Raw genomic sequence first — 19,049 nt, forward strand, 5'->3', positions numbered from 1 at the left:
GATTCTCCTTCACATCGGCGGTGTCAGGCCGTCGAGGCCGACACTGACGCGGTTGGTTTCAAACGAGCCGTCCGGCAGCTGTTTCATGAAGGCGACGACTTTTGCCCCGGCCTTCAGCTCGGACTTGTCGCCGGGCACGAAGGTCACGACCGGCGTGTTGTCGGCCACGAACACCTTCTTCTCGCCGTCCTTGTATTTCACCAGCAGCGTATGGCCGTCATTGCCGACCACGCTCTCCGACACCGTGGCGTTGGTCATGGTGGAGTTCGGCTTGAGGTCATAGGGCCGCGAGCCCTCGCCGGTGCCGCGCATGCTCTCCGGAAACACGTGGACCTCGACCGCGTTCTGGCCGCCGTCCGGACCCGGCACCGTGGTGGCGCCGACGAAGGAGCCGACCTTGATGTCGGCGAGTGAAATTTTGGTAACGCCCGACACGTTCACGTCAGGGGCGATGCGAAGCTTGACGTCCTCGCCGCTGCGCGACTTGACCTGCATGGTGTCGCCATTGACGCTCTCGATCGTGCCGCGCACGCGCGTCGGCACCGGCGCCCTCTGCGCGACGGCATAGAGGGTGGAAGCGGCCACCATCGCGACGGCGATGAGCGGACGTGTGAAAGTTGCACGTTGAACAGGCATGACGGTCTCCGGATTGTCCCCACTGGGATAGAACTCCGGAGGTGGGGTGCTATTCGCCGTTATCCTTTCAAGTCTTTGTGAGATCGGCCTCGACCAGCGCGCGCAGCTCGGCCGTGACTTCAGGCCTTTGGCCGAACCACAGCTCGAAGCCGCGCACCGCCTGGTGCAGGAGCATGCCGAGCCCGTCGGCGGTGTTCAGGCCGCGCGCTTTCGCAGCCGCCAGCAGCGGCGTCACCAGGGGAACATAGACGAGGTCGGCGACGACCGCCCCGTCCGGCAGGCGCGCCACGTCGACATCGAGTGAAGGCTGGCCGTGCATGCCGAGCGAGGTCGTGTTGACGAGAAGTCTTGCGCGCGGTAGCGCGTCGTTGATGCCGTCCCAGGGAATCGGATGCACGTTCGGCCCGAATTGCTTTGCCAGCGTCTCGGCGCGCGCGACGGTGCGGTTAGCGAGGTGGATGCGCTTGATGCCGCGTTCGAGCAGGCCGAACACGACCGCGCGCGAGGAACCGCCGGCCCCGAGCACCAATGCCTCTTCCGCGCTGTCCCAACCGGCCGCTCCGGCATCGAGATTGCCGATGAAGCCTTCGACATCGGTATTGGTCGAGCGCAGCTCGCCGTCGGCAAACCACAGCGTGTTCGCAGCGCCGACGGCCCTGGCACGCGCATCGGGCGTGGACAGCGCCAGCGCGCCTTCCTTGTGCGGGATGGTGACGTTGGCGCCGACGAAGCCGCGCAGCGACAGCCGCAGCACGAAGTCGCGCAGATCGTCGGGCGGGACCGCCTCGATGACGTAACCACCCTCGATCCCGAGCGTGCGCAGCCAGTAACGATGGATCAGCGGCGAGCGCGAATGCGCGGCCGGCCATCCGATCAAACAGGCTGCGGGAGTCCTGAGCGCGGTCATCTTTCCCTCGGGTCGTGTTCGAGGCGATCCATTTCGCGTCCCGCCGGCTCTGTCAAGCGCGCAGCCGCCGCATCGCCGCGGCCACGATCGCAGCCAAAGCCAGTGCCGCGGCAGCGGCGAACCAGATCGCGGCGAGGTTGATCCGGGCATAGCCGAGCGCGCCGCCCGCCGAGCCCGCAACGAGCGCCGCCCACAACAGCAGGTTCGGCGCCCAATTCCAGCGCGGCCCGCCGGTGAGGCTCACCGCGAGGAACTGGCCGACCTTGACCAGCGCGCCCGTGACATAGGTGAGGCCGAGGCCCGCGCCGCCGTCGATCTGGAACACGGCGTTCTCCAGGCCCATCGCGAGCACGATGGCCGCGATCGCGAGGTTCGACAGGCCGTAGGCATGGCAAAATCCGGCACCTACAAGCAGCCCGGTTTCAATGAGAAGCAGCCAGGGCTGCCGCTCGGCCCCGCCGCCGAGCACGACGAGGCTGCCGGCCGCGGCTCCGGCCACGAACAGCGCGATCAGGCCGAGGGCGCTGGCGGCCTGCCACCACTGCGCCTCCGCAAGGCTGACGCCGAGACGCGTGGAGTTGCCGCTCATGAACGAGACGAACAGGCCGCCGAGATGCAGGAAACCGATGCCGTCGACATAGCCCGCCAGCAGGCTGAGCGCGCAGGCCAGCGCAATATTGCGACGCGAATCCAGCATTCCCTGCACCACCGCCGTGACGCGGCAGTGTCGATCAAATCGGCCGGCTTGAGAAGTGCGCTGCCGTCAGGTCGCGGCCGCGTCATCGGCCGCGCGCTGCGCCGCGCCGCCCTTGATGTCGGCGACGGCACGCGCGATCGTCGCGCGATAGCGCGCACGGGGCGGCGTCACGCCGTGGGTGAGCAGCGCGCGGCGAACCGCGGGCGACGCCCCCGTGATGAACAGCCGGATGCCGTGGCGGTGCGCCTTGACGGCGACGCGACCGAGCACGTTGGCGGCCGTCGAATCCAGGAACGGCACCGCGGCGAAATCGACCACAAGACCCTTGCGCTGGTCGGCAATGCCGTCGAGCACGTTTCCGATTGCCGAGGCGGCACCGAAGAAGAACGCACCGGTGATGCGATAGACCAGCACGTCGCGATCGATGGCGAGCGCGGGATCGTAAGGCACGCGCTCGCCATTGCCGTCATCGGGACGATCGGCGGCCACCAGCGGGGAGCGCTCCTCGATGCCCGTCATCTCCGCCATGCGGTGGATGAACAGCACCGCGCCGAGCGCGAAGCCGACCAGGATGCCTTCGGTCAGGTCGCGGAAGATGGTGAGCAGGAAGGTCGCAAGCAGCACGACGGCATCGCCCCAGGATGAGCGCAAGAGCGTCGCGAATTCGTGCTTCTCCGCCATGGTCCAGGCGACGACGACGAGCACGGCGGCGAGCGCGGCCAGCGGGATGTAGCTCGCGAGCGGCGCCGCGATCAGCATGAACAGCAGCAGGAAGACCGAATGCAGCATGCCCGCGAGCGGCCCGCGTCCGCCGGCGCGGATGTTGGTGGCGGTGCGCGCGATCAGGCCGGTGACGCAGATGCCGCCGAACAACGCCGAGCCGATGTTGGCCGCGCCTTGCGCCACCAGCTCGCAATTGGAGCGGTGACGGCGTCCGGTCATGCCGTCGGCCACCACCGCCGACAGCAGCGATTCGATCGCGGCCAGCAGCGCGAACGAGATCGCATCCGGCAGCACGGCCGTCGCCTTCGCAAGCGAGAACGCAGGCAGCGCCGGCGACGGCAATTCGCGCGGAATGCCGCCGAACCGGCTGCCGATGGTTTCGACCGGCAGCGACAGCACGGCAGTCGCGACCGCCGCGAGCACGACCGCGATCAGGATGCCGGGCCAGGACGGCCGCCAGCGCCGCAGGCCGGCGATGACGGCAATGCTGACGATCGCGACCGCGACGGCGGAGGGATTGATCGTGTGCAGGCCTGCGGCGAGCGCGACGAGTTTCGGCACGAATTCGCTGGGCTCTTTCCCGGCCAGCGTGATCCCGCCAAGATCGCGGAGCTGGCTGGCGAAGATGATCACGGCGATGCCCGCGGTGAAGCCGACCGTGACGGGGTAGGGAATGAACTTGATGTAGGTGCCGATCCGCAACAGGCCCGCGGCGATCAGGATCATGCCCGCCATCAGGGTGGCGAGAATGACTCCGTCGACGCCGTGCCGCTCTGCGGTCACCGCGACCAGCACGATGAAGGCGCCGGCGGGCCCGCCGATCTGGAAGCGACTGCCGCCGAGCAGCGACACGATGAAGCCACCGACGACAGCGGTGTAGAGCCCGCGGTCCGGCGTCACGCCCGAGGCGATTGCGATCGCCATCGACAGCGGCAGCGCGACGATGGCAACCGTCAGGCCCGCGAACACATCGGCGCGGAGATCCGCGAGGCCGTAGCCTTCGCGCCAGACGGTGACGAGCTTGGGGAGATAGAGTTCGGCAAAGGTCGGTCGACGCAGCTGATGCAGCTTGCCTGCGTGTTGGCCTGTGATGCTCATGTCCGCAGAGTGCTCCGCTGCCCACAATGCTCCGGTGCATCGTGCAGCGCGCGCGTGCGACGATGCGCTAGCTCATCCCGAGCACGATCAACGCGATCATGCTCCCACGCGGCGCGGCGGCCCCGGCTCCTTCAGGCGAACGCCCCGCCCGCCGCTGTCGCTGCGGGCCTGCTCGCCGATCAGCTCGACGCCGGCCCGGTCGAACGCCTCGACCACCTTGATCAAGGTCTCGACCACGCCGCGCACATTGCCGGTGCTGGCCTCCATCCGCTGGATGGTCGGCAGCGAAACGCCGGCGAGTTCGGCCAGGGCTTTCTGGTCAATGCCAAGCAGCGCGCGGGCTGCCCGCATCTGGAACGACGTGATCACCGTGGCCTCACGTATCAGAGTTTATAAGTGATATCTGAAGTATGTACAATGATGTAAAATACATCATTGTAAGGGGAACGCAAGGGGCTGCCCCGTCTGCCTCCGTCATTGCAAGGAACTCTCGCGACGAAGCAATCCAGACCGCCTCGGCAGAGCCAGTCTGGATTGCTTCGCTACGCTCGCAATGACGGAGGTTGGGCGCGGGTTCGGCCAAACGAAACACCGTGGGCGCGGAAACAGCCCCTCACCTCAGCCTCTCCCCGTAAAGAACGGGGAGAGGGAGTGAGAGAGCCGTGCTTCCCTTACATCACGCCGCGTGCTGATGCGCGGCGATGATCTGGTCGGCGGCGCGGCCGGTCACCTCGGCCATGTGGTCGAACTGACGGGTGAAGCTGCCGGCTCCAGCCGTGGCCGAACGCAGCTCGACGATGAGTTCGCCGATCTCCGCTTCCGGCATCATGGCGCGGACGCAGTCCCATCCGCTCCAGCCGTCACGGGTGTCGAAGCCGAGGATCTGGCCGCGCCGCGCCGACAGGATCGCGTTGATCTTAGCGGTGGCGTCGGTCGGGCAGACGATCTCGACCACGTGGATCGGCTCCAGCAGCACCGACTGGCATTGCGGCAGGCCTTCGTTGAGTCCGACCCGCGCCGCCGTGCGGAAGGCGAGGTCGGAGGAGTCGACGCTGTGATAGGAGCCGTCGGTCAGCGTCACCTGCAGATCGGTGACGGGGAAACCGAGCGGGCCGCGTGTGAGCCCGTCGACAACACCCTCTTCCACCGCGCCGATATAATTGCGCGGCACCGCGCCGCCGACCACTTTCTCGGTGAACTTGAAGCCCTCGCCGCGCGGCAGCGGCTTGATGTCGAGCACGACATCGCCGAACTGCCCGTGGCCGCCGGATTGCTTCTTGTGGCGGCCGCGCTGGACGATCGGCTTGCGGATGGTCTCCTGGTAGCCGATCGCGGGTGGATGCGAGGTGATCTTGACGCCGAAGCGGTCGCGCAGCCGCTCGCTCGCCACGCGCAGATGCATCTCGCCCTGGCCCCACAGCACGGTGTCGTGGGTCTGGGCGTTCATCACGACGCCGAGCGAAGGATCCTCCTCGTGCAGCCGGGCAAGGGCCTGGCCGAGCTTGACGTCGTCCTTGCGGTCGGTGGCGGCGACCGAGATCGCGAGCACCGGCGGCGTCGGCTCCGGGGCGAACAGCGCAGCCGGCGGGGACTTGCCGCTCGAGACCGTGTCGCCGGTCTTGATCGGGTCGACCTTGGCGAGCGCAACCGTGTCGCCGGCTTCGGCCGCGGCACGCTTGGTATCGTAGGCGCCGTTGACGGCGAGGATGCCGGAGATGCGGCCGCTCCCGCCGGAGGCGGATTGCAGCGTCGCTCCGTCGTCGAGATGGCCGGCGAGCAATCGCGTCAGCGACAGCTTTCCGCCGTGCTGCGAATGCAGCGTCTTGAAGACGTAGCCGAGCGCCTCCTTGCTGGCCGGCACACCGAGACGCTTTGCAGTTTCCTCGATGCCGGGCGCCTCGTGGCGCAGGGCCTTCATCAGGCGCAGCACGCCGTTTTCACGCGCGGCGGCACCCAGCAGCACGGGGCAGATCTGCCCCTCGCGCAATTCGCGCGCGAGATCGTCGAACACCGCATCGCGCGGCGGCTGGATGTCCTCGAGCAATTGCTCCATCAGCGCGTCGTCGTGATCGGCGAGCTTCTCCAGCATCGAGAAGCGGGCCTCCTTCTCGCGATCGAGATCTCCGCCTTCGAGCGCGACCACCTCGGAGGCCTTGTGCTCGCGGTAGATGAACGCACGTTCCAGCGCGAGATCGACGAAGCCCTCGATCAGCTCGCCCTTCCAGATCGGGATCTGGCGCAGCACCAGCGGCACGCGCGAGGCGGGCTGGAGTGTCGCCAGCGTCTCGCGGATGCGCTTGTTGGCGCGGTCGATCTTGTTGAGGAACAGGAAACGCGGGATCTTCAGCTCCTCCAGCTCGCGCAGGATGATCTGAAGCTGCGGCAGCTTCTTCTCGTCGGCCTCGCAGACCACGACCGCGGCGTCGACAGCGGGAAGCGCTGCACGCATGTCGTGGGCGAACTCAACGGAACCGGGACAATCGAGGAAGGTGTAGCTGTCGCCCATGAAACTCGTGGTGGCGGCAGTCAGGCCGACGGTCATCTTGTGATGACGGGCCTCCGGGGAGGCGTCGCCGACGGATGTTCCGGCGTCGACGCTGCCGACGCGGGGGATTGCGCCCGTTCGCGCCAGTATTGCTTCGAGAAGTGTGGTTTTACCGCTTTGGAATGGGCCCACCAGTGCGATGCACCGTGGACCTCGGGGACTTCTGACGTCTTGTCCCATTCGCCGCCTCCTTGGTGTGGAGCTCGGCCCATGATTGGGTCGGCAAACGCCGATGCTCTGCCCGTCCCCGAGATTTGGCAAGCATCAAAAATCGCTGCGGTGCGTCGTTGCCGAGATCGCGTCGGACTGACGCGATCTGCACACGCGAAATTGTCAACGACCCGGACGGAGTTCCAGGCTCTCGAGGCCAGCGGCGACGTTGAGGCCGACCTGGCCCTGCACGCTGAGCGGCTGGAGCGCGATCGAATTGTTGGAGCCGCCGATCAGCGCGTTGCCACCGATACCGACGCCGACCGAGGCGCTGCCCTGCGCGCCGGCATAATTGCCCGAGAGATCGCCGGGGCCGAGCCGGTCGACCGGCGCGAACACGCCCCAGGCAAGCGTGGTCTCCTGGGTGATGCCGATGTCGAGGCCCACTTTACGAATGGTCGCGACGTAGCGATCTTCCGGCAAACCGTCGGCACGCAGGACGCAACCGAGATTGGTCACCGATCCCACGATGAAGCCAACGCTGGCGCCGCCGCGGCATTCGAGCACGCCGACCCGGACCATCCGCTGCTGCTGCGCGCTGCTGTTTGCGACGGAGGCAACGAGGCTGGCCGCGGCGAGCCCGGCGAGGATGAACGAACGGCGCATGAATATCTCCGGCGATGAATGTGATGCGAGCAGAGAGAGCGCCCCACCCGTGTTGCGCGATGGTCTATGCCACAAGAGCCGTGGTGGTGCCAGATCACGCGTGACGATAAGCGTGCAAACAATAAAAAGGCCCGCCGGAGGCGGGCCTTTTCGAAAGGTATTCGCGACAGGCTCAGCGGAGATTACCGCAGAAGCGCTGGATGCGCTTGCAGGCGTCTTCGAGGTCCGAGGTCTTGGTCGCGTAGGAGATGCGGAACGCCGGGCCGAGGCCGAAGGCCGAACCCTGCACCACGGCGACGCCTTCGGTCTCGAGCAACTCGGTCACGAAGGTCTCGTCATTGTCGATCACCTTGCCCGACGGCGCGGTCTTGCCGATGGTGCCGGCGCAGGAGGGATAGACGTAGAACGCACCTTCGGGACGCGGGCACTCGATGCCCTTGGCCTGGTTGAGCATGGAGACCACGAGGTCGCGGCGCTCCTTGAACACCTTGTTGTTGGCGGGGATGAAGTCCTGCGGACCGTTCAGCGCTTCGACCGCGGCCCATTGTGCGATCGACGACGGGTTCGAGGTCGACTGCGACTGGATCGTCGACATCGCCTTGATGAGCTGCGCCGGACCGCCGGCGTAGCCGATGCGCCAGCCGGTCATGCAATAGGCCTTCGACACGCCGTTCACGGTGAGCGTGCGGTCGTAGAGTTTCGGCTCGACCTGCGCGACCGTGGTGAACTGGAAGTCGTCATAGACGAGGTGCTCGTACATGTCGTCGGTCATCACCCACACATGCGGATGCCTGACCAGCACGTCGGTGAGCGCCTTCAGCTCGGTCCTGGTGTAGGCCGCGCCGGTCGGGTTCGACGGCGAGCACAGGATCACCCATTTGGTCTTCGGCGTGATCGCACGCTCGAGCGCCTCGGCCTGGAGCTTGAAGCCGGTCGCGGCGGTGCAGACCACCGGCACCGGCTCGCCGCCGGCGAGCGCCACCATCTCGGGATAGCTGACCCAGTACGGCGCGGGGATGATCACCTCGTCGCCCGGATTGATGGTCGCCATCAGCGCGTTGTACAGCACCTGCTTGCCGCCGGTGCCGACGATGATCTGGTTCGGCTTGTAGGCCACGCCGTTCTCGCGCTGAAACTTGCCGATGATGGCTTCCTTCAACTCGGGAATGCCGTCGACGGCGGTGTACTTGGTCTTGCCGGCTTCGATGGCATGGATCGCAGCCAGCTTGATGTTGGCGGGCGTGTCGAAGTCGGGCTCGCCGGCACCGAGGCCGATGACGTTGCGGCCCGCCGCTTTCAGCGCACGTGCTTTATCCGTGACCGCGATGGTCGCGGACGGCTTCACACGGTCGAGCGCAGCGGCAAGGAAGGACATCGTCATCTCCTGACAAGCGTCGTGAACCCTTTGGCCTCACGACTCCGATTGTGGGAATGAGCCACCCTAAAACGTGTGCCGCTGCGCTGCAAGAAACTTCGGTCCGATCTCGAAAAAGTTTACGGATCTGGAGCGTTTCAAGGCGCGATTTCCCGCAATTTTCCGTAACTTTGCCGCCGGAATCCCTCATATCCGGCAAGGCCTGTCCTCGGAGCAATTTTGCGCGTTGCGCGCCGCCATGAAGCTGACGGCAGTCTGACGCTCGACAGGACGCTTGAGACAACCTTTGAGCGACTTGCTTTGAAAGACTTTGGCCGTCAGCGGCCGAGGCGATCACGATCGTTCAACCGTCCCGCACGAACGTGCGGCCGCGCGCTAACGCAAGCGTGATCTGATTTGCAGCGTCGCACGAAAATGATCTTTCGCGGCATTGCGGTGCGGTAGGGTTTTCGAGTTTTTCTATGGCGCGGGTCTTGCGGCGGATTCGCAACGGCATCATTGTTTAGCCGCGGTGCGGGGCAACGAACACCGCACCTTCCCGTCCTCGGAACGAACTCCAGAATGTACAAGCTCTATTCGATGCAACGCTCCGGCAACAGCTACAAGGTCCGCCTTGCGCTGGCCCTGTTGAGCGTGCCTTACGAAGCAGTCGAGGTGGACATTCTGCGCGGCGAGAGTCGCACGCCGGACTTTCTGACCAAGAACCCGTCGGGCCAGGTGCCGCTGCTCGAGGTCGGCGACGACCGCTATCTCGCCGAGTCCAACGCCATCCTCTGGTACGTCGCGGTCGGCACGCCGCTCGCGCCTGAGAACCGCATCGACCGCGCCGAGGCGCTGCAATGGATGTTCTTCGAGCAGCACGCGCTCGAGCCGAACATCGGCGCCGCCTATTTCTGGCTGTCGCTGGTCAAGGGCGGCCGCGATCTCCAGACCCACTCCCTGGAAGACTGGATGGAGCGCGGCTATGGCGCGCTCCAGGTGATGGAAAACCACCTCAAGACCAACGCCTATTTCGCCGCCCGCCAGCTCACGGTCGCCGACATCGCGCTCTACGGCTACACCCACCTCGCCGAGCGCTGCGACTTCGACCTCTCGACCTTCCCGGCGATCCGGGACTGGCTGAAGCGCGTGGAAGCTGCACCCGGCTTCGTGGCGATGGACTGGCGGCCCGCCGACGTCGACGACCCCGCCAGCATCGCGGCGGGCGCCTGACGGCGCGCTGGCTCCGGGAATAGCGGGCATAAGGGCAGCCTATGCCGCATTCTCGCCATTTTCGCCGCTATGGCCGCCCCAATATTGCCGGTTGAAACAGGGAAATTGTTCGAGTCGCGGGTGATTCGCTCGCACATTGAAGGATTTAGACCATGATTCGGGCGTCCGGCACGGCAGGCTTTCGGGGCCCAACCGTTACCGTTTCGTCTTCCCGGCTGACCAACGCGGTCGTGGCCTCGCTCGCCGTCGCCGCGCTCTCGCTGTGCCTGATCGTCACCCTGACGGTGCTGTCGACCAAGGCGACCATGGCGATGGGCCTGCCGGTCTGATCCCCGTTTCATCCCGGACCCGCCTTCAAGGTGCCGCGCGGCCCGCGCCGACCGGCATCGCGACAGGACACCGATGAAATCGCCTGTGGTAGTCGTTGCAATCACCCTGACTGCGGCCATCCTGGTCGCGGCATCGCTGTTGATTTTCACCGGCGTGCGCAAGAGCTCGGGGACGTCGACTCTGAATGCGCCGGCGCAGCAGCAGCGCCTCAGGCACGCGCATTTGGCCTAAAATCATCCGAAAGCTTTGCCCTTGCCGGCAAGTGCCCCTTAAGCGCACCGCATGAAATCGCATCGCATGGGCGCAACGATCAGCCAGTGTTGCGGCCTTACCTCGTTCGGGAGGAGCGAGACTGGCCCATGCGGTTCGGATGGCGTGCGATCTCCGGTCCGGCGCTCACAGCGGCAATTGCGCTGCTGGCGATCCTGCTCGATCGCTATATCCATGTTCCCTCGCCTGCGCCCCTGTTCGTCTGCATCGTGGCGCTCGCCGGCTCACTGTCGGGCCTCGCTTCCGCCATGACCAGCGCTGCCGTCGCGGTGATCGGCGCGGCGTTGTTCTTTCTGGCCCATCGGGCCCTGCCGGGCTATGCGGCGGCGGATCTGGTCCGACTCGGCCTCCTCGCCGTGACGACTGCCGGCACGGCCGCAATCACCGGCCTGATGCGCGAGCGACTGCTCGGCACATTCGCCGCCGAGCGCCAGAGCCACGCCACCGCCGCGCGGCTGTCGGCCGCGCTCGACCAGGTCGATATCGGCATCGTGCTGCTCGACGCCGAGACGCGTGCCGAATTCATCAACCGCGCATTTCGCGACTATTTTGCGCTGCCGGACGAAGTGGCCGACGGCAAGCCGCCCTTCATTGCGCTGATGTATCACGGTCGCGACACCGGCGCGTTCGAGCTGCCCGAGGATGAGCTCGGCACCTTCATCGCGCAGCGGATGGAAATGGTGCGGATCGGCGACGCCACGCCGATCAACATCGCCTTGCGCAATGGCGAGGTGCTGCGCTTCGTCTGCGCCGTCCTGCCCGATGGCGGGCGCATGCTGGGCTACACGCCCGTGACCGACCTCGTGCGCCACACCGACCCGCCCGCGCGCGCCGAGTACTACCGCTCGCTGCGCGATCCCGCAGGCCGCAGGCTGATGCGGTACTTGCGCGTCGCGGAGTGATGCGACGGCGCGATTGATCGGCAGTGCGATCATCACGTATGAAAGACGCTTCATCGCCTTGCGTCCTCCGAGATCGCGGAAACCCACATGTCGCTCACCATTCGCTCCGTCACGAAGCAGGACTACGATCAATGGCTGCCGTTGTGGGATGGCTATAACGCTTTCTACGGCCGCTCCGGCCCGACCGCGCTGGCGCCCGAAATCACGCGCATGACGTGGCAGCGCTTCTTCGATGGCTATGAGCCGGTGCATGGGCTGGTCGCCGAGAGCGACGGCAAGCTGCTCGGCATGACGAACTATCTGTTTCACCGCAGCACCACGGCGATCGAACCGTCCTGCTATCTGCAGGACCTGTTCACGCTGGAGGCCTCGCGCGGCAAGGGCGTCGCCTCGGCGCTGATCTACGGCGTCTACGAGCGCGCAAAGCTCGCGGGGTCCCCGCGGGTCTACTGGCAGACGCACGAGACCAACGTCACGGCGCAGAGCCTGTACGACAAGGTCGCCGAGCGCTCCGGCTTCATCGTCTATCGCAAGATCTTCTGATCGCGGCAGCCGCGGAGTCCCTGTGGATAACTCTGCCTGTCACCCGCGCGTAACATAGCGGGACTACGTTGCACCTGCGTCTGATCAGGCCCCCCGTCACCGATCAAGCGCCCCAAAGCGGTCCCCGTCAGTCGCCGCGTCTGACAGGGGCCGCATTTTTTTGGCTTCAGTTCCCGGCAGCATGGCAGCAACGCAAGGCGACGGCTTGCCGCTAGCGGGCAGCGCGGCCACAATGGCCCGCTTTCTCCTGACAGGACCTCCCATGGAAATTCGTAATCTCGGCGCCTCCGGCCTGCGCGTGTCCGCGGTCGGGCTCGGCTGCAACAATTTCGGCCAGCGCATCGACCTCGAGGCCTCGCGCAAGGTGATCCACCGCGCGCTCGATCTCGGCATCACGCTGTTCGACACTGCCGACATCTATTCGGCCATGGGCGGCTCGGAAAACGTGCTCGGCGCCGTGCTGGGCGATCGCCGCAAGGACATCGTGCTGGCGACGAAATACTCCAAGCCGATGGCGGAGGACGGAACCAAGCAGGGCGCCTCGCGCCGCTACATCATGGAGGCAGTGGACGCGAGCCTGAAGCGGCTGAAGACCGACTACATCGATCTCTACCAGCAGCACGACTATGACCCGCTGACGCCGATCGAGGAGAGCCTGCGCGCGCTCGACGACCTCGTCCGCCAGGGCAAGGTCCGCTACATCGGCAATTCGAACTTTCCGGCCTGGCGGATTGCGGAAGCGGAGTATGTCGCGCGCGCGATGAATGTCAGCCGCTTCGTCTCCTGCCAGGACGAATATTCCCTGGTCGTGCGCGACATCGAGAAGGACCTGCTGCCGGCAGCAACGGAATACAAGCTCGGCCTGTTGCCGTTCTTCCCGCTCGCAAGCGGACTTCTGACCGGCAAATACAAAAAGGGTGAGTCCGCACCCGGCGACACCCGCTTTGGCCAAACTCCGCGACTGCGCGACCGCTACGTCACCCCGCGCAACGAGGCGATCGTCGAGAAGCTGCAGGCCTTTGCGCAAGCGCGCGGTCACTCGATGCTCGAGCTCGCCTTCTCCTGGCTCGCCGGCCGCCCGCAGGTCTCGAGCGTCATCGCGGGCGCCACCCGCGTCGAGCAGATCGAGCAGAACGTCAAGGCGATCGCGTGGAAGCTCAGCGCCGATGAGATGGCGGAGATCGACAAGATCACCCAGGGCTGATGTTTAAAGCGCGCCGCGTTACTTCGCGCCGCGTCCCACCGTCTGCATCACCTCAAAGCCTTCGAACTGGGGATGACCGAGATAGAGCGGCTTGTTATCGCCAGCGCGCTGATGCGCCGCGCGAAACGCCTCCGACTTGGTCCACGCCTCGAACGCGGCATGGTTCGCCCAGACCGTGTGCGAGGCGTACAGCGTGTGATCCTCGAGCTCGGGACCGCGTAGCAGATGGAATTCGACGAAGCCCGGCACCCCGTCGAGAAACGTGTCGCGCTTCAGCCAGACCTGTTCGAAAGCGGTTTCAGAGCCCTTGGTGACGCGGAAGCGGTTCATGGCGATGTACATGGGGGTGATCTCCTGATGCTCGGCTCATCATGTCGTCATTCCGGGACGCACCGCAAGGCGCGGGCCCGGAATGACGGCTAAGCAACCAATCCCTGCATTGGTCGCGCTCCCGCGCTGTCGGGGAACACCGTCTCCGCCAGCACGCGATCGGACAGGCCGAACTGTCCCTGCAGCACGCCCTTGATCACGGAGCGCAAATCCGTGGTCGGCTTGAGGTCGCGGCCTTCGTAGAGATTTGCGAGCTTGAGGCCGGGCCAGTCGGAGATGACGCGGCCGCCCTTCACCGCGCCGCCGGCGAGCAGCGCGATCGTTCCCGTGCCGTGATCGGTGCCGTCGGTGCCGTTGATGCGCGCGGTGCGGCCGAACTCGGTGGCGACGACGATTGCGGTGTCGCGCCAGCGCTCGCCGAGGCCGCTTTCGAACTCGGCGAGCGCGCCATCGAGGCCGCCGAGCAGGAAGGCCAGACGCCCGACCGGACCGCCTTCATTGGCATGCGTATCCCAGCCGTCGAAAGCGAGCGCGGCGATGCGCGGGCCGTCGTCGGCCGCCATCAGTTTTGCGGCGCCGCGCGCGACCTGGCGCATCTGCGCGACCTGGTTGCCACCCTTTGGCTTCATGTCGTCGCCGCTCGCGACCTTGTCGAGTTGAAGACCTTGCGACAGCACTGATGCCAGCGCGGGATCGCGGTGGCGATAGAGATCGACCAGCCGCATCGCGGTGTCGTCGTCGGCCTGCGGCAGCGCCACCGGCGCCCAGCCGACGGTCGGCGCATTGCCGCGCAGCACCAGTGGCGTGGTCGGCCCGACCGCGAGCCCGCTCGACACACGCTCGCCGCGCGGCAGCGCTTCGAGCGCGCGATTGAGCCAGCCGGATTGGACGCGGCCGGGGCCGGCATAGCCGCTTTCGAGCACGTCCTGGCCATCGAAATGCGAGCGGTCGCGATAGGGCGTCGCAACGGCATGGATCACCGCGGCATGCATGTCGCGATACATGCGTGCGAACTCCGGCATCGCCGGATGCAGCGCGAAGAAAGTATCGAGCATGATCGCGGGATGCGCGCCGTCGGCGGCAAGCGCGATCGAGCCGTGCAGGCCGGCATAATCGGGGTCACCGAGCGGCGCGACGGTCGAGAGCCCGTCGAGCGCGCCGCGCAGGATCACCACGATCAATCGCGGATCGCGCCCGCCTGCCGCGCGCGCGAATTTCGGCAAATAAGCCCAGGCCGCGAAGGACGCGCCGCCGAGCAGCAGGCCGCGGCGCGAGGTGAGGAGCCGGTTCTCGACGCAGTCGATCATCATCATCTCCTCTGCATTTCCGGCGACATCAGCAGCAGCGCCAGCGCCTGCTGCCGCGACTCCGCGCGCTCGATGGTTTTGCGCGTCTCGATCGAGGCCGCATCAGCGGCGGCGAATTCGAGCAAGTCGAGCGGATCGATATTGGGCCCAAGCCGCGCGCCCATCTGCGCGGCGATGTCGAGCCTGAGCTTGATGCCTTCGGGCGCAGCCCAAGCGGCGCTGGTATCCGGGAAGCCATTGGGACCGGCCGGCGACCACAGTGGCTGGCCGAGCAGATTGAGATTGTTGAGATAGCCGCCGGGATCCTCCGGGACGCGCGCGAGCAGCCGTCCACTCGCGACCACGAAGTCGTAAGGCGAGCGCATCTTGGTCAACGGCGCCTTCCAGGCCTCGTCGGAATCGACCAGCGCAACGGCCATTGCCTTGAGATCACCGTCAGTCTTGACGAAGATGTCGCGCAACCGCGCCACGAGCGCCGGCGGCGGATCGTCGGCAACGAAATGGCGGACGAATTTGGTGGCGATGAAATTGGCGGTCGAGGGATGCCGCGCGATGTCGGCGAGCGCGGCCTCGCCTTGCGCAAGGCCTGTCGGCTCATAGGTCTTGCCGAGCAGCATTTGCGGCCCGGGCTGATGCGCGTTGGCGTTGAACGCGAAGGAACCGGGCGTTCCCAGCTGCCCTTGCCGTCCGGCAAAGGTCCAGCCGGTGATGATGCGCGCGAGCGAGGTGACGTCGTCCTGCGTGTAGCCGCCGCCGACGCCGAGCGTATGAAGCTCCATGATCTCGCGCGCGAGGTTTTCGTTGAGCCCGCGCTTGCGGTTTTGCCCGGCGCGCGAGTCCGGCCCGAGCGATTGCTGGTTGTCGAGGAAGAACAGCATCGCCGGATGCTGCTCGACCGCCCTCAGCATGTCGGCGAAGCGCCCGAGCACATGCGGCCGGATCGCCTCGCGCTCGAACGCGCCGGCCCAGATCCGCGCGAGCTCGCCCTTGCTCGCGGAGATGCAGAAATGGTTGGACCAGAACACCACCAGCCGCTCGGTGAAGCCGCACTCGACCAGCGTCGCGCGCTGCAAGCGCGCCAGCGCCTCGGCGCGAAAGGTTTTCTGGATCACGTTGAGCGGCTGCGGCGCGGGCTTGGCGGCTGGAGGCGCGGCAGCGTTGGGCTGCATCGTATCCGGCTTCGCCGAATTATCTGCCGGTTTCGCATCAGTCATCTGGCCGGCGATCTCGGTCGCGGCCGCATTGAGCGAAAGATTGCGGCGCAGCCCCGGCTTCTGATCGCCCGGCGCCTGCTGCGCCCCTTCAGCGGGCGCAGCGGCCTTCGCCGCCTCGCGCGCCTGCTTGACCTGGTCCTGATAGGCGAACACGGCCTGCCCGAGTTGAGGCGTCGATTGCAGCCCCGGTGCTTCCAGCAGCACGCCGTTGGGGCGCGCGAGTTCCGCCTTCACAAAGCCGCGCGGATCGGAGGCCGCGTTGATGAGATCGCCGGACGCCCCGCCGCGCGCTCCGAAACCGAAGCGGTTGAGCGCGACGAGGGCAGCTTGCGAATCGCGGGCCATCGATGTGTCCTTCGCGCGTTGCCAACCGCTTTCCGAGTCTGAGCGCAGCGCCTAATATACCGTAGCGGGAGATGAACCCGGCATGAAAATGACGGCGAAGCCTTTGGGCAAATCATGACAAATCCGAAAGAATTTCCCTCCGATTTTCCCTTGCCGGAGCCGCGCCGCCTCGCCTGCTCCCGTTGCGGCACCAAGTTCGGCTGCGATCTCTCGGGAAGCTGCTGGTGCGCGGAGGAAACGGCGCGGCTGCCGATGCCAGTCAAAGGCGAGGATTGTTTGTGCCGGGAATGTCTGAGGAAGGCGGCGGCAGAAGCGCGTAGCCCGGATGGAGCGCAAGCGTAATCCGGGAATTTTTGCGCGGGCACCAATCCCGGATTTCGCTGCGCTCCATCCGGGCTACGAAGCTACACCGCGTGCCCCGGGGACTTCCGCGCCAGGCCGTCGAACGCGTCGAGCAGTTTTTCGCGCCACGCATAGACGGGATCATCCGCTTCCAGCAGCCTGAACGGGCTCACCACACGCGCCCATTGAAAACCGCCGAACACGATATAGTCGGCATAGTTCGGCGCGCTGCCGCCGAGATAGGCCTGCGTCTTGAACGTCTGCCGCATCACTTCGAGCGACTTGCGGAACGCGACGACGCCGGTCTCGCGGCTCGCCTGGACCTCTTCCAGGGGCTTGCCGAACCGCGCCTCGCGCGACTGGCGGAAATAGGCGGCGTCGACCTCGCCGAGGTTTTTCGGGATGTCGGCGACGATCAGCAGAGAGAGGCCGCCGACGATGGCGATGTCGCCCCAGGCATTGAGCATGCGCGCCATGGCGCGGCCGCCCTCGCCGCCGAACAGCGACGGCTGGTCTGGAAAATTGTCTTCGAGATAATTCGCGATCGCCCAGGAATCGATCACGGGCTTGTCATGATGCAGCAGCACCGGGACCCTCTCCGAGCCGTGCGGCGAAATCGCGCTCTTCTCGGTGAAGCGCCAGGGCAGCGATTCCGCCGACAGGCCCTTGTGCGCCAGCGCCATCCGCGTGCGCCAGCAATACGGGCTGAACGGGCGCGAAGCGTCGGTGCCGACGAGTTCGAAGAGTTTGAGCGACATGGCTGGTGTTCCGTCATTGCGAGCGCAGCGAAGCAATCCAGACTGCCGCCGCGGAGACATTCTGGATTGCTTCGCTTGCGCTCGCAATGACGTTGTGGGGACAAGGTTGTGTCTTCTCCCTCTCCCCGTTCTTACAGGGCCGCGACGAGCTTCGCTCGCGCTGAGAGGGTCGGGGTGAGGGGCTGCCTCCGCGATCACGCTGAGAGACGGACTCGCGGAGAGTCCCCCTCACCCGCCACGCTTCGCGTGTCGGCCTCTCCCCGCAAGCGGGGAGAGGCGAAGAAACTACCGCCCGTTCGTGCGCAGCAACCTCTCGCCGTCCGTCGTCACCGCGATGATCAGCCCCACGCCTGCAATCGTTTCGCGGGTGACGTAGCCGCGCTCGGCGGCGTCTTCCCAGATGGTGAGGCGCGGGCACGAGGTCTTCCAGGTCGCGATCACCTCGGCATAGGCGCGCGGCTCGCGCGCGATCCATTCGACGAAGTCCAGCACCAGCGGGTCGGCCGTCTCGCTCATTGCAAACCTCCCTTGTCGAAGGCTGCCAACACCGGCGTGCGAACCAGCAGCCAGCCGCCATAGGCCATATAGTAGCAGGCGATGGTGGTGATCAGCTTGTTCGACCAGGCCACGAATTGCTGGTCGGTCATGGCTTCGAGGATGCGCCGCGCCAGCGTGGTGCCGAGCATCGAGGCTGCGATCGCGACACCGGCGAGCACGGGATCGAGGCTCGCGGCCTGGTCGATGATGCCGCCGAAATAGACGAGCTTGGTGAAATGGCTGACGAGCTGGCACATCGCCTTGGTCGCCACTTTCTCGCGCCGGCCGAAATCGCCGCCGAGGAAGAAGGTGTCGAGCAACGGGCCGGACACGCCGGTCATCAGCATCAGGCCCATGCAGATCGTGCCATAGACGGTACCCTGCCAGAGACGGTCAGGATCCGGCTTGATGTTTGACGGCAGCAGCCGCGCCATGAACGGGGTGATGCCGAGCAGCAGCAGCGCCATCGGCTTGTCCGGCACATAGCGGGTGAGCGACCAGGCCGCGAGCGCGACGGCAGCGCCGACCATGTAGTTCGCGACCGGCCGCCAGCGGATATGCGTCCGCCAGAGGAACGCGCGCCAGCCGTTCGAAGCCATCTGCGTGATCGCATGCAGCACCATCGCCGTCGGCAGCGGCATCAGCGCCAGCAGCACGCCGATCAGGATCAGCCCGCCCGCCATGCCGAACAGCCCCGACAGGAACGCGGTGGCGACCATCAGCAATCCAAGGGCAGCGATCATGATGGGCGTCACGCGAGATTCTCCTGCAAGCGCATAAGGGACGAAGGCTGCATCGCTCCCTCGCCCCGCTTGCGGGGAGAGGGTGGGGTGAGGGGGAGTCTCCGCAAGGAAGGTGGCAGAGGGACTCGCGGAGAGTCCCCCTCACCCGGAATTTGCTCTCGCAAACTCCGGCCTCTCCCCGCGTGCGGGGAGAGGCGAAGAACGCGGCGGCGGCC

At 66.2% G+C, this 19,049-nt stretch carries 21 protein-coding genes; 7 read left to right on the forward strand and 14 right to left on the reverse strand.

Features of this window, described 5'->3' with window-relative positions; all coding sequences use genetic code 11:
* Positions 1-9: 9 nt before the first annotated feature.
* The 8 genes from IVB46_RS26385 to IVB46_RS26420 form a co-directional block, all read right to left on the reverse strand.
* The gene (locus IVB46_RS26385) at positions 10-636 is read right to left on the reverse strand and encodes a hypothetical protein (protein WP_028151813.1); all 627 of its coding nucleotides are present in this window, start codon (positions 634-636) and stop codon (positions 10-12) included.
* A gap of 67 nt (positions 637-703) precedes the next feature.
* A complete protein-coding gene (locus tag IVB46_RS26390) occupies positions 704-1,543 on the reverse strand; it encodes a shikimate dehydrogenase (RefSeq protein ID WP_247315388.1) in 840 nt (279 codons plus the stop codon).
* A 52-nt stretch (positions 1,544-1,595) separates the two neighbouring features.
* Positions 1,596-2,240, reverse strand: coding sequence for a YoaK family protein (locus tag IVB46_RS26395; protein WP_247315391.1), 645 nt, complete (start codon positions 2,238-2,240; stop codon positions 1,596-1,598).
* Between the two features lie 66 nt (positions 2,241-2,306).
* A complete protein-coding gene (locus tag IVB46_RS26400) occupies positions 2,307-4,061 on the reverse strand; it encodes a SulP family inorganic anion transporter (protein ID WP_247343793.1) in 1,755 nt (584 codons plus the stop codon).
* A gap of 96 nt (positions 4,062-4,157) precedes the next feature.
* Positions 4,158-4,430 carry a helix-turn-helix transcriptional regulator gene (locus IVB46_RS26405; protein WP_014492044.1) on the reverse strand — a complete coding sequence of 91 codons (273 nt, stop codon included), beginning with the start codon at positions 4,428-4,430 and terminating at the stop codon, positions 4,158-4,160.
* A 307-nt stretch (positions 4,431-4,737) separates the two neighbouring features.
* Complete coding sequence (locus IVB46_RS26410) at positions 4,738-6,786, reverse strand: elongation factor G (RefSeq protein WP_063985533.1); 2,049 nt, start codon at positions 6,784-6,786, stop codon at positions 4,738-4,740.
* A 153-nt stretch (positions 6,787-6,939) separates the two neighbouring features.
* Entirely contained in the window at positions 6,940-7,422 is a 483-nt protein-coding gene (locus IVB46_RS26415; RefSeq protein ID WP_166344613.1) for a DUF992 domain-containing protein, read from the reverse strand.
* A 172-nt stretch (positions 7,423-7,594) separates the two neighbouring features.
* Positions 7,595-8,797, reverse strand: coding sequence for a pyridoxal phosphate-dependent aminotransferase (locus tag IVB46_RS26420; protein WP_039157959.1), 1,203 nt, complete (start codon positions 8,795-8,797; stop codon positions 7,595-7,597).
* A 561-nt stretch (positions 8,798-9,358) separates the two neighbouring features.
* Here IVB46_RS26420 and IVB46_RS26425 point away from each other — a divergent pair.
* The 6 genes from IVB46_RS26425 to IVB46_RS26450 all read left to right on the forward strand — a co-directional run bounded on the left by IVB46_RS26425 (position 9,359) and on the right by IVB46_RS26450 (position 13,258).
* Entirely contained in the window at positions 9,359-10,009 is a 651-nt protein-coding gene (locus IVB46_RS26425; protein ID WP_166103436.1) for a glutathione S-transferase family protein, read from the forward strand.
* Positions 10,010-10,161: 152 nt separating this feature from the next.
* Entirely contained in the window at positions 10,162-10,338 is a 177-nt protein-coding gene (locus tag IVB46_RS26430) for a hypothetical protein (protein WP_014492039.1), read from the forward strand.
* Between the two features lie 85 nt (positions 10,339-10,423).
* Positions 10,424-10,570, forward strand: coding sequence for a hypothetical protein (locus IVB46_RS26435; RefSeq protein WP_162137015.1), 147 nt, complete (start codon positions 10,424-10,426; stop codon positions 10,568-10,570).
* 128 nt (positions 10,571-10,698) lie between these two features.
* Positions 10,699-11,511, forward strand: a complete 813-nt coding sequence (locus IVB46_RS26440; RefSeq protein ID WP_071909582.1) for a PAS-domain containing protein — start codon at positions 10,699-10,701, stop codon at positions 11,509-11,511.
* An 87-nt stretch (positions 11,512-11,598) separates the two neighbouring features.
* Entirely contained in the window at positions 11,599-12,054 is a 456-nt protein-coding gene (locus tag IVB46_RS26445; RefSeq protein WP_014492036.1) for a GNAT family N-acetyltransferase, read from the forward strand.
* A 262-nt stretch (positions 12,055-12,316) separates the two neighbouring features.
* Positions 12,317-13,258 carry an aldo/keto reductase gene (locus IVB46_RS26450; protein WP_166344623.1) on the forward strand — a complete coding sequence of 314 codons (942 nt, stop codon included), beginning with the start codon at positions 12,317-12,319 and terminating at the stop codon, positions 13,256-13,258.
* An 18-nt stretch (positions 13,259-13,276) separates the two neighbouring features.
* On the opposite strand, the gene IVB46_RS26455 is transcribed toward IVB46_RS26450, so the two are convergent.
* From IVB46_RS26455 to IVB46_RS26465, 3 genes are all read right to left on the reverse strand, one after another.
* Complete coding sequence (locus IVB46_RS26455) at positions 13,277-13,600, reverse strand: antibiotic biosynthesis monooxygenase (protein WP_247315399.1); 324 nt, start codon at positions 13,598-13,600, stop codon at positions 13,277-13,279.
* Positions 13,601-13,677: 77 nt separating this feature from the next.
* Positions 13,678-14,895 carry a DUF1501 domain-containing protein gene (locus IVB46_RS26460; protein WP_247315876.1) on the reverse strand — a complete coding sequence of 406 codons (1,218 nt, stop codon included), beginning with the start codon at positions 14,893-14,895 and terminating at the stop codon, positions 13,678-13,680.
* 2 nt (positions 14,896-14,897) lie between these two features.
* A complete protein-coding gene (locus IVB46_RS26465) occupies positions 14,898-16,454 on the reverse strand; it encodes a DUF1800 family protein (protein ID WP_247315401.1) in 1,557 nt (518 codons plus the stop codon).
* A 114-nt stretch (positions 16,455-16,568) separates the two neighbouring features.
* Here IVB46_RS26465 and IVB46_RS26470 point away from each other — a divergent pair, with 114 nt between their 5' ends.
* Positions 16,569-16,796 carry a cysteine-rich CWC family protein gene (locus IVB46_RS26470; RefSeq protein WP_247315403.1) on the forward strand — a complete coding sequence of 76 codons (228 nt, stop codon included), beginning with the start codon at positions 16,569-16,571 and terminating at the stop codon, positions 16,794-16,796.
* A 62-nt stretch (positions 16,797-16,858) separates the two neighbouring features.
* Here IVB46_RS26470 and IVB46_RS26475 read toward each other — a convergent pair whose 3' ends face one another.
* The 3 genes from IVB46_RS26475 to IVB46_RS26485 form a co-directional block, all read right to left on the reverse strand.
* Complete coding sequence (locus IVB46_RS26475) at positions 16,859-17,554, reverse strand: glutathione S-transferase family protein (RefSeq protein ID WP_247315405.1); 696 nt, start codon at positions 17,552-17,554, stop codon at positions 16,859-16,861.
* Between the two features lie 285 nt (positions 17,555-17,839).
* Positions 17,840-18,070 (reverse strand): hypothetical protein, encoded by a 231-nt coding sequence (locus tag IVB46_RS26480; RefSeq protein ID WP_208084552.1) that lies wholly within the window; start codon positions 18,068-18,070, stop codon positions 17,840-17,842.
* Entirely contained in the window at positions 18,067-18,846 is a 780-nt protein-coding gene (locus tag IVB46_RS26485) for a sulfite exporter TauE/SafE family protein (RefSeq protein WP_247315408.1), read from the reverse strand. The genes IVB46_RS26480 and IVB46_RS26485 overlap by 4 nt, the downstream gene beginning before the upstream one ends.
* Between the last annotated feature and the right edge of the window lie 203 nt (positions 18,847-19,049).

This window comes from Bradyrhizobium sp. 61, assembly GCF_023073075.1.
GTDB classification, from domain to species: domain Bacteria; phylum Pseudomonadota; class Alphaproteobacteria; order Rhizobiales; family Xanthobacteraceae; genus Bradyrhizobium; species Bradyrhizobium barranii.

Bases quoted from the DNA above. Each gene is read 5' to 3' on its own strand.
- IVB46_RS26385 (WP_028151813.1), bottom strand. From the start codon at position 636: ATGCCTGTTCAACGTGCAACTTTCACACGTCCGCTCATCGCCGTCGCG.
- IVB46_RS26390 (WP_247315388.1), bottom strand. From the start codon at position 1,543: ATGACCGCGCTCAGGACTCCCGCAGCCTGTTTGATCGGATGGCCGGCC.
- IVB46_RS26395 (WP_247315391.1), bottom strand. From the start codon at position 2,240: ATGCTGGATTCGCGTCGCAATATTGCGCTGGCCTGCGCGCTCAGCCTG.
- IVB46_RS26400 (WP_247343793.1), bottom strand. From the start codon at position 4,061: ATGAGCATCACAGGCCAACACGCAGGCAAGCTGCATCAGCTGCGTCGA.
- IVB46_RS26410 (WP_063985533.1), bottom strand. From the start codon at position 6,786: ATGGGACAAGACGTCAGAAGTCCCCGAGGTCCACGGTGCATCGCACTG.
- IVB46_RS26415 (WP_166344613.1), bottom strand. From the start codon at position 7,422: ATGCGCCGTTCGTTCATCCTCGCCGGGCTCGCCGCGGCCAGCCTCGTT.
- IVB46_RS26420 (WP_039157959.1), bottom strand. From the start codon at position 8,797: ATGTCCTTCCTTGCCGCTGCGCTCGACCGTGTGAAGCCGTCCGCGACC.
- IVB46_RS26425 (WP_166103436.1), top strand. From the start codon at position 9,359: ATGTACAAGCTCTATTCGATGCAACGCTCCGGCAACAGCTACAAGGTC.
- IVB46_RS26430 (WP_014492039.1), top strand. From the start codon at position 10,162: ATGATTCGGGCGTCCGGCACGGCAGGCTTTCGGGGCCCAACCGTTACC.
- IVB46_RS26440 (WP_071909582.1), top strand. From the start codon at position 10,699: ATGCGGTTCGGATGGCGTGCGATCTCCGGTCCGGCGCTCACAGCGGCA.
- IVB46_RS26445 (WP_014492036.1), top strand. From the start codon at position 11,599: ATGTCGCTCACCATTCGCTCCGTCACGAAGCAGGACTACGATCAATGG.
- IVB46_RS26450 (WP_166344623.1), top strand. From the start codon at position 12,317: ATGGAAATTCGTAATCTCGGCGCCTCCGGCCTGCGCGTGTCCGCGGTC.
- IVB46_RS26455 (WP_247315399.1), bottom strand. From the start codon at position 13,600: ATGTACATCGCCATGAACCGCTTCCGCGTCACCAAGGGCTCTGAAACC.
- IVB46_RS26460 (WP_247315876.1), bottom strand. From the start codon at position 14,895: ATGATCGACTGCGTCGAGAACCGGCTCCTCACCTCGCGCCGCGGCCTG.
- IVB46_RS26465 (WP_247315401.1), bottom strand. From the start codon at position 16,454: ATGGCCCGCGATTCGCAAGCTGCCCTCGTCGCGCTCAACCGCTTCGGT.
- IVB46_RS26470 (WP_247315403.1), top strand. From the start codon at position 16,569: ATGACAAATCCGAAAGAATTTCCCTCCGATTTTCCCTTGCCGGAGCCG.
- IVB46_RS26475 (WP_247315405.1), bottom strand. From the start codon at position 17,554: ATGTCGCTCAAACTCTTCGAACTCGTCGGCACCGACGCTTCGCGCCCG.
- IVB46_RS26480 (WP_208084552.1), bottom strand. From the start codon at position 18,070: ATGAGCGAGACGGCCGACCCGCTGGTGCTGGACTTCGTCGAATGGATC.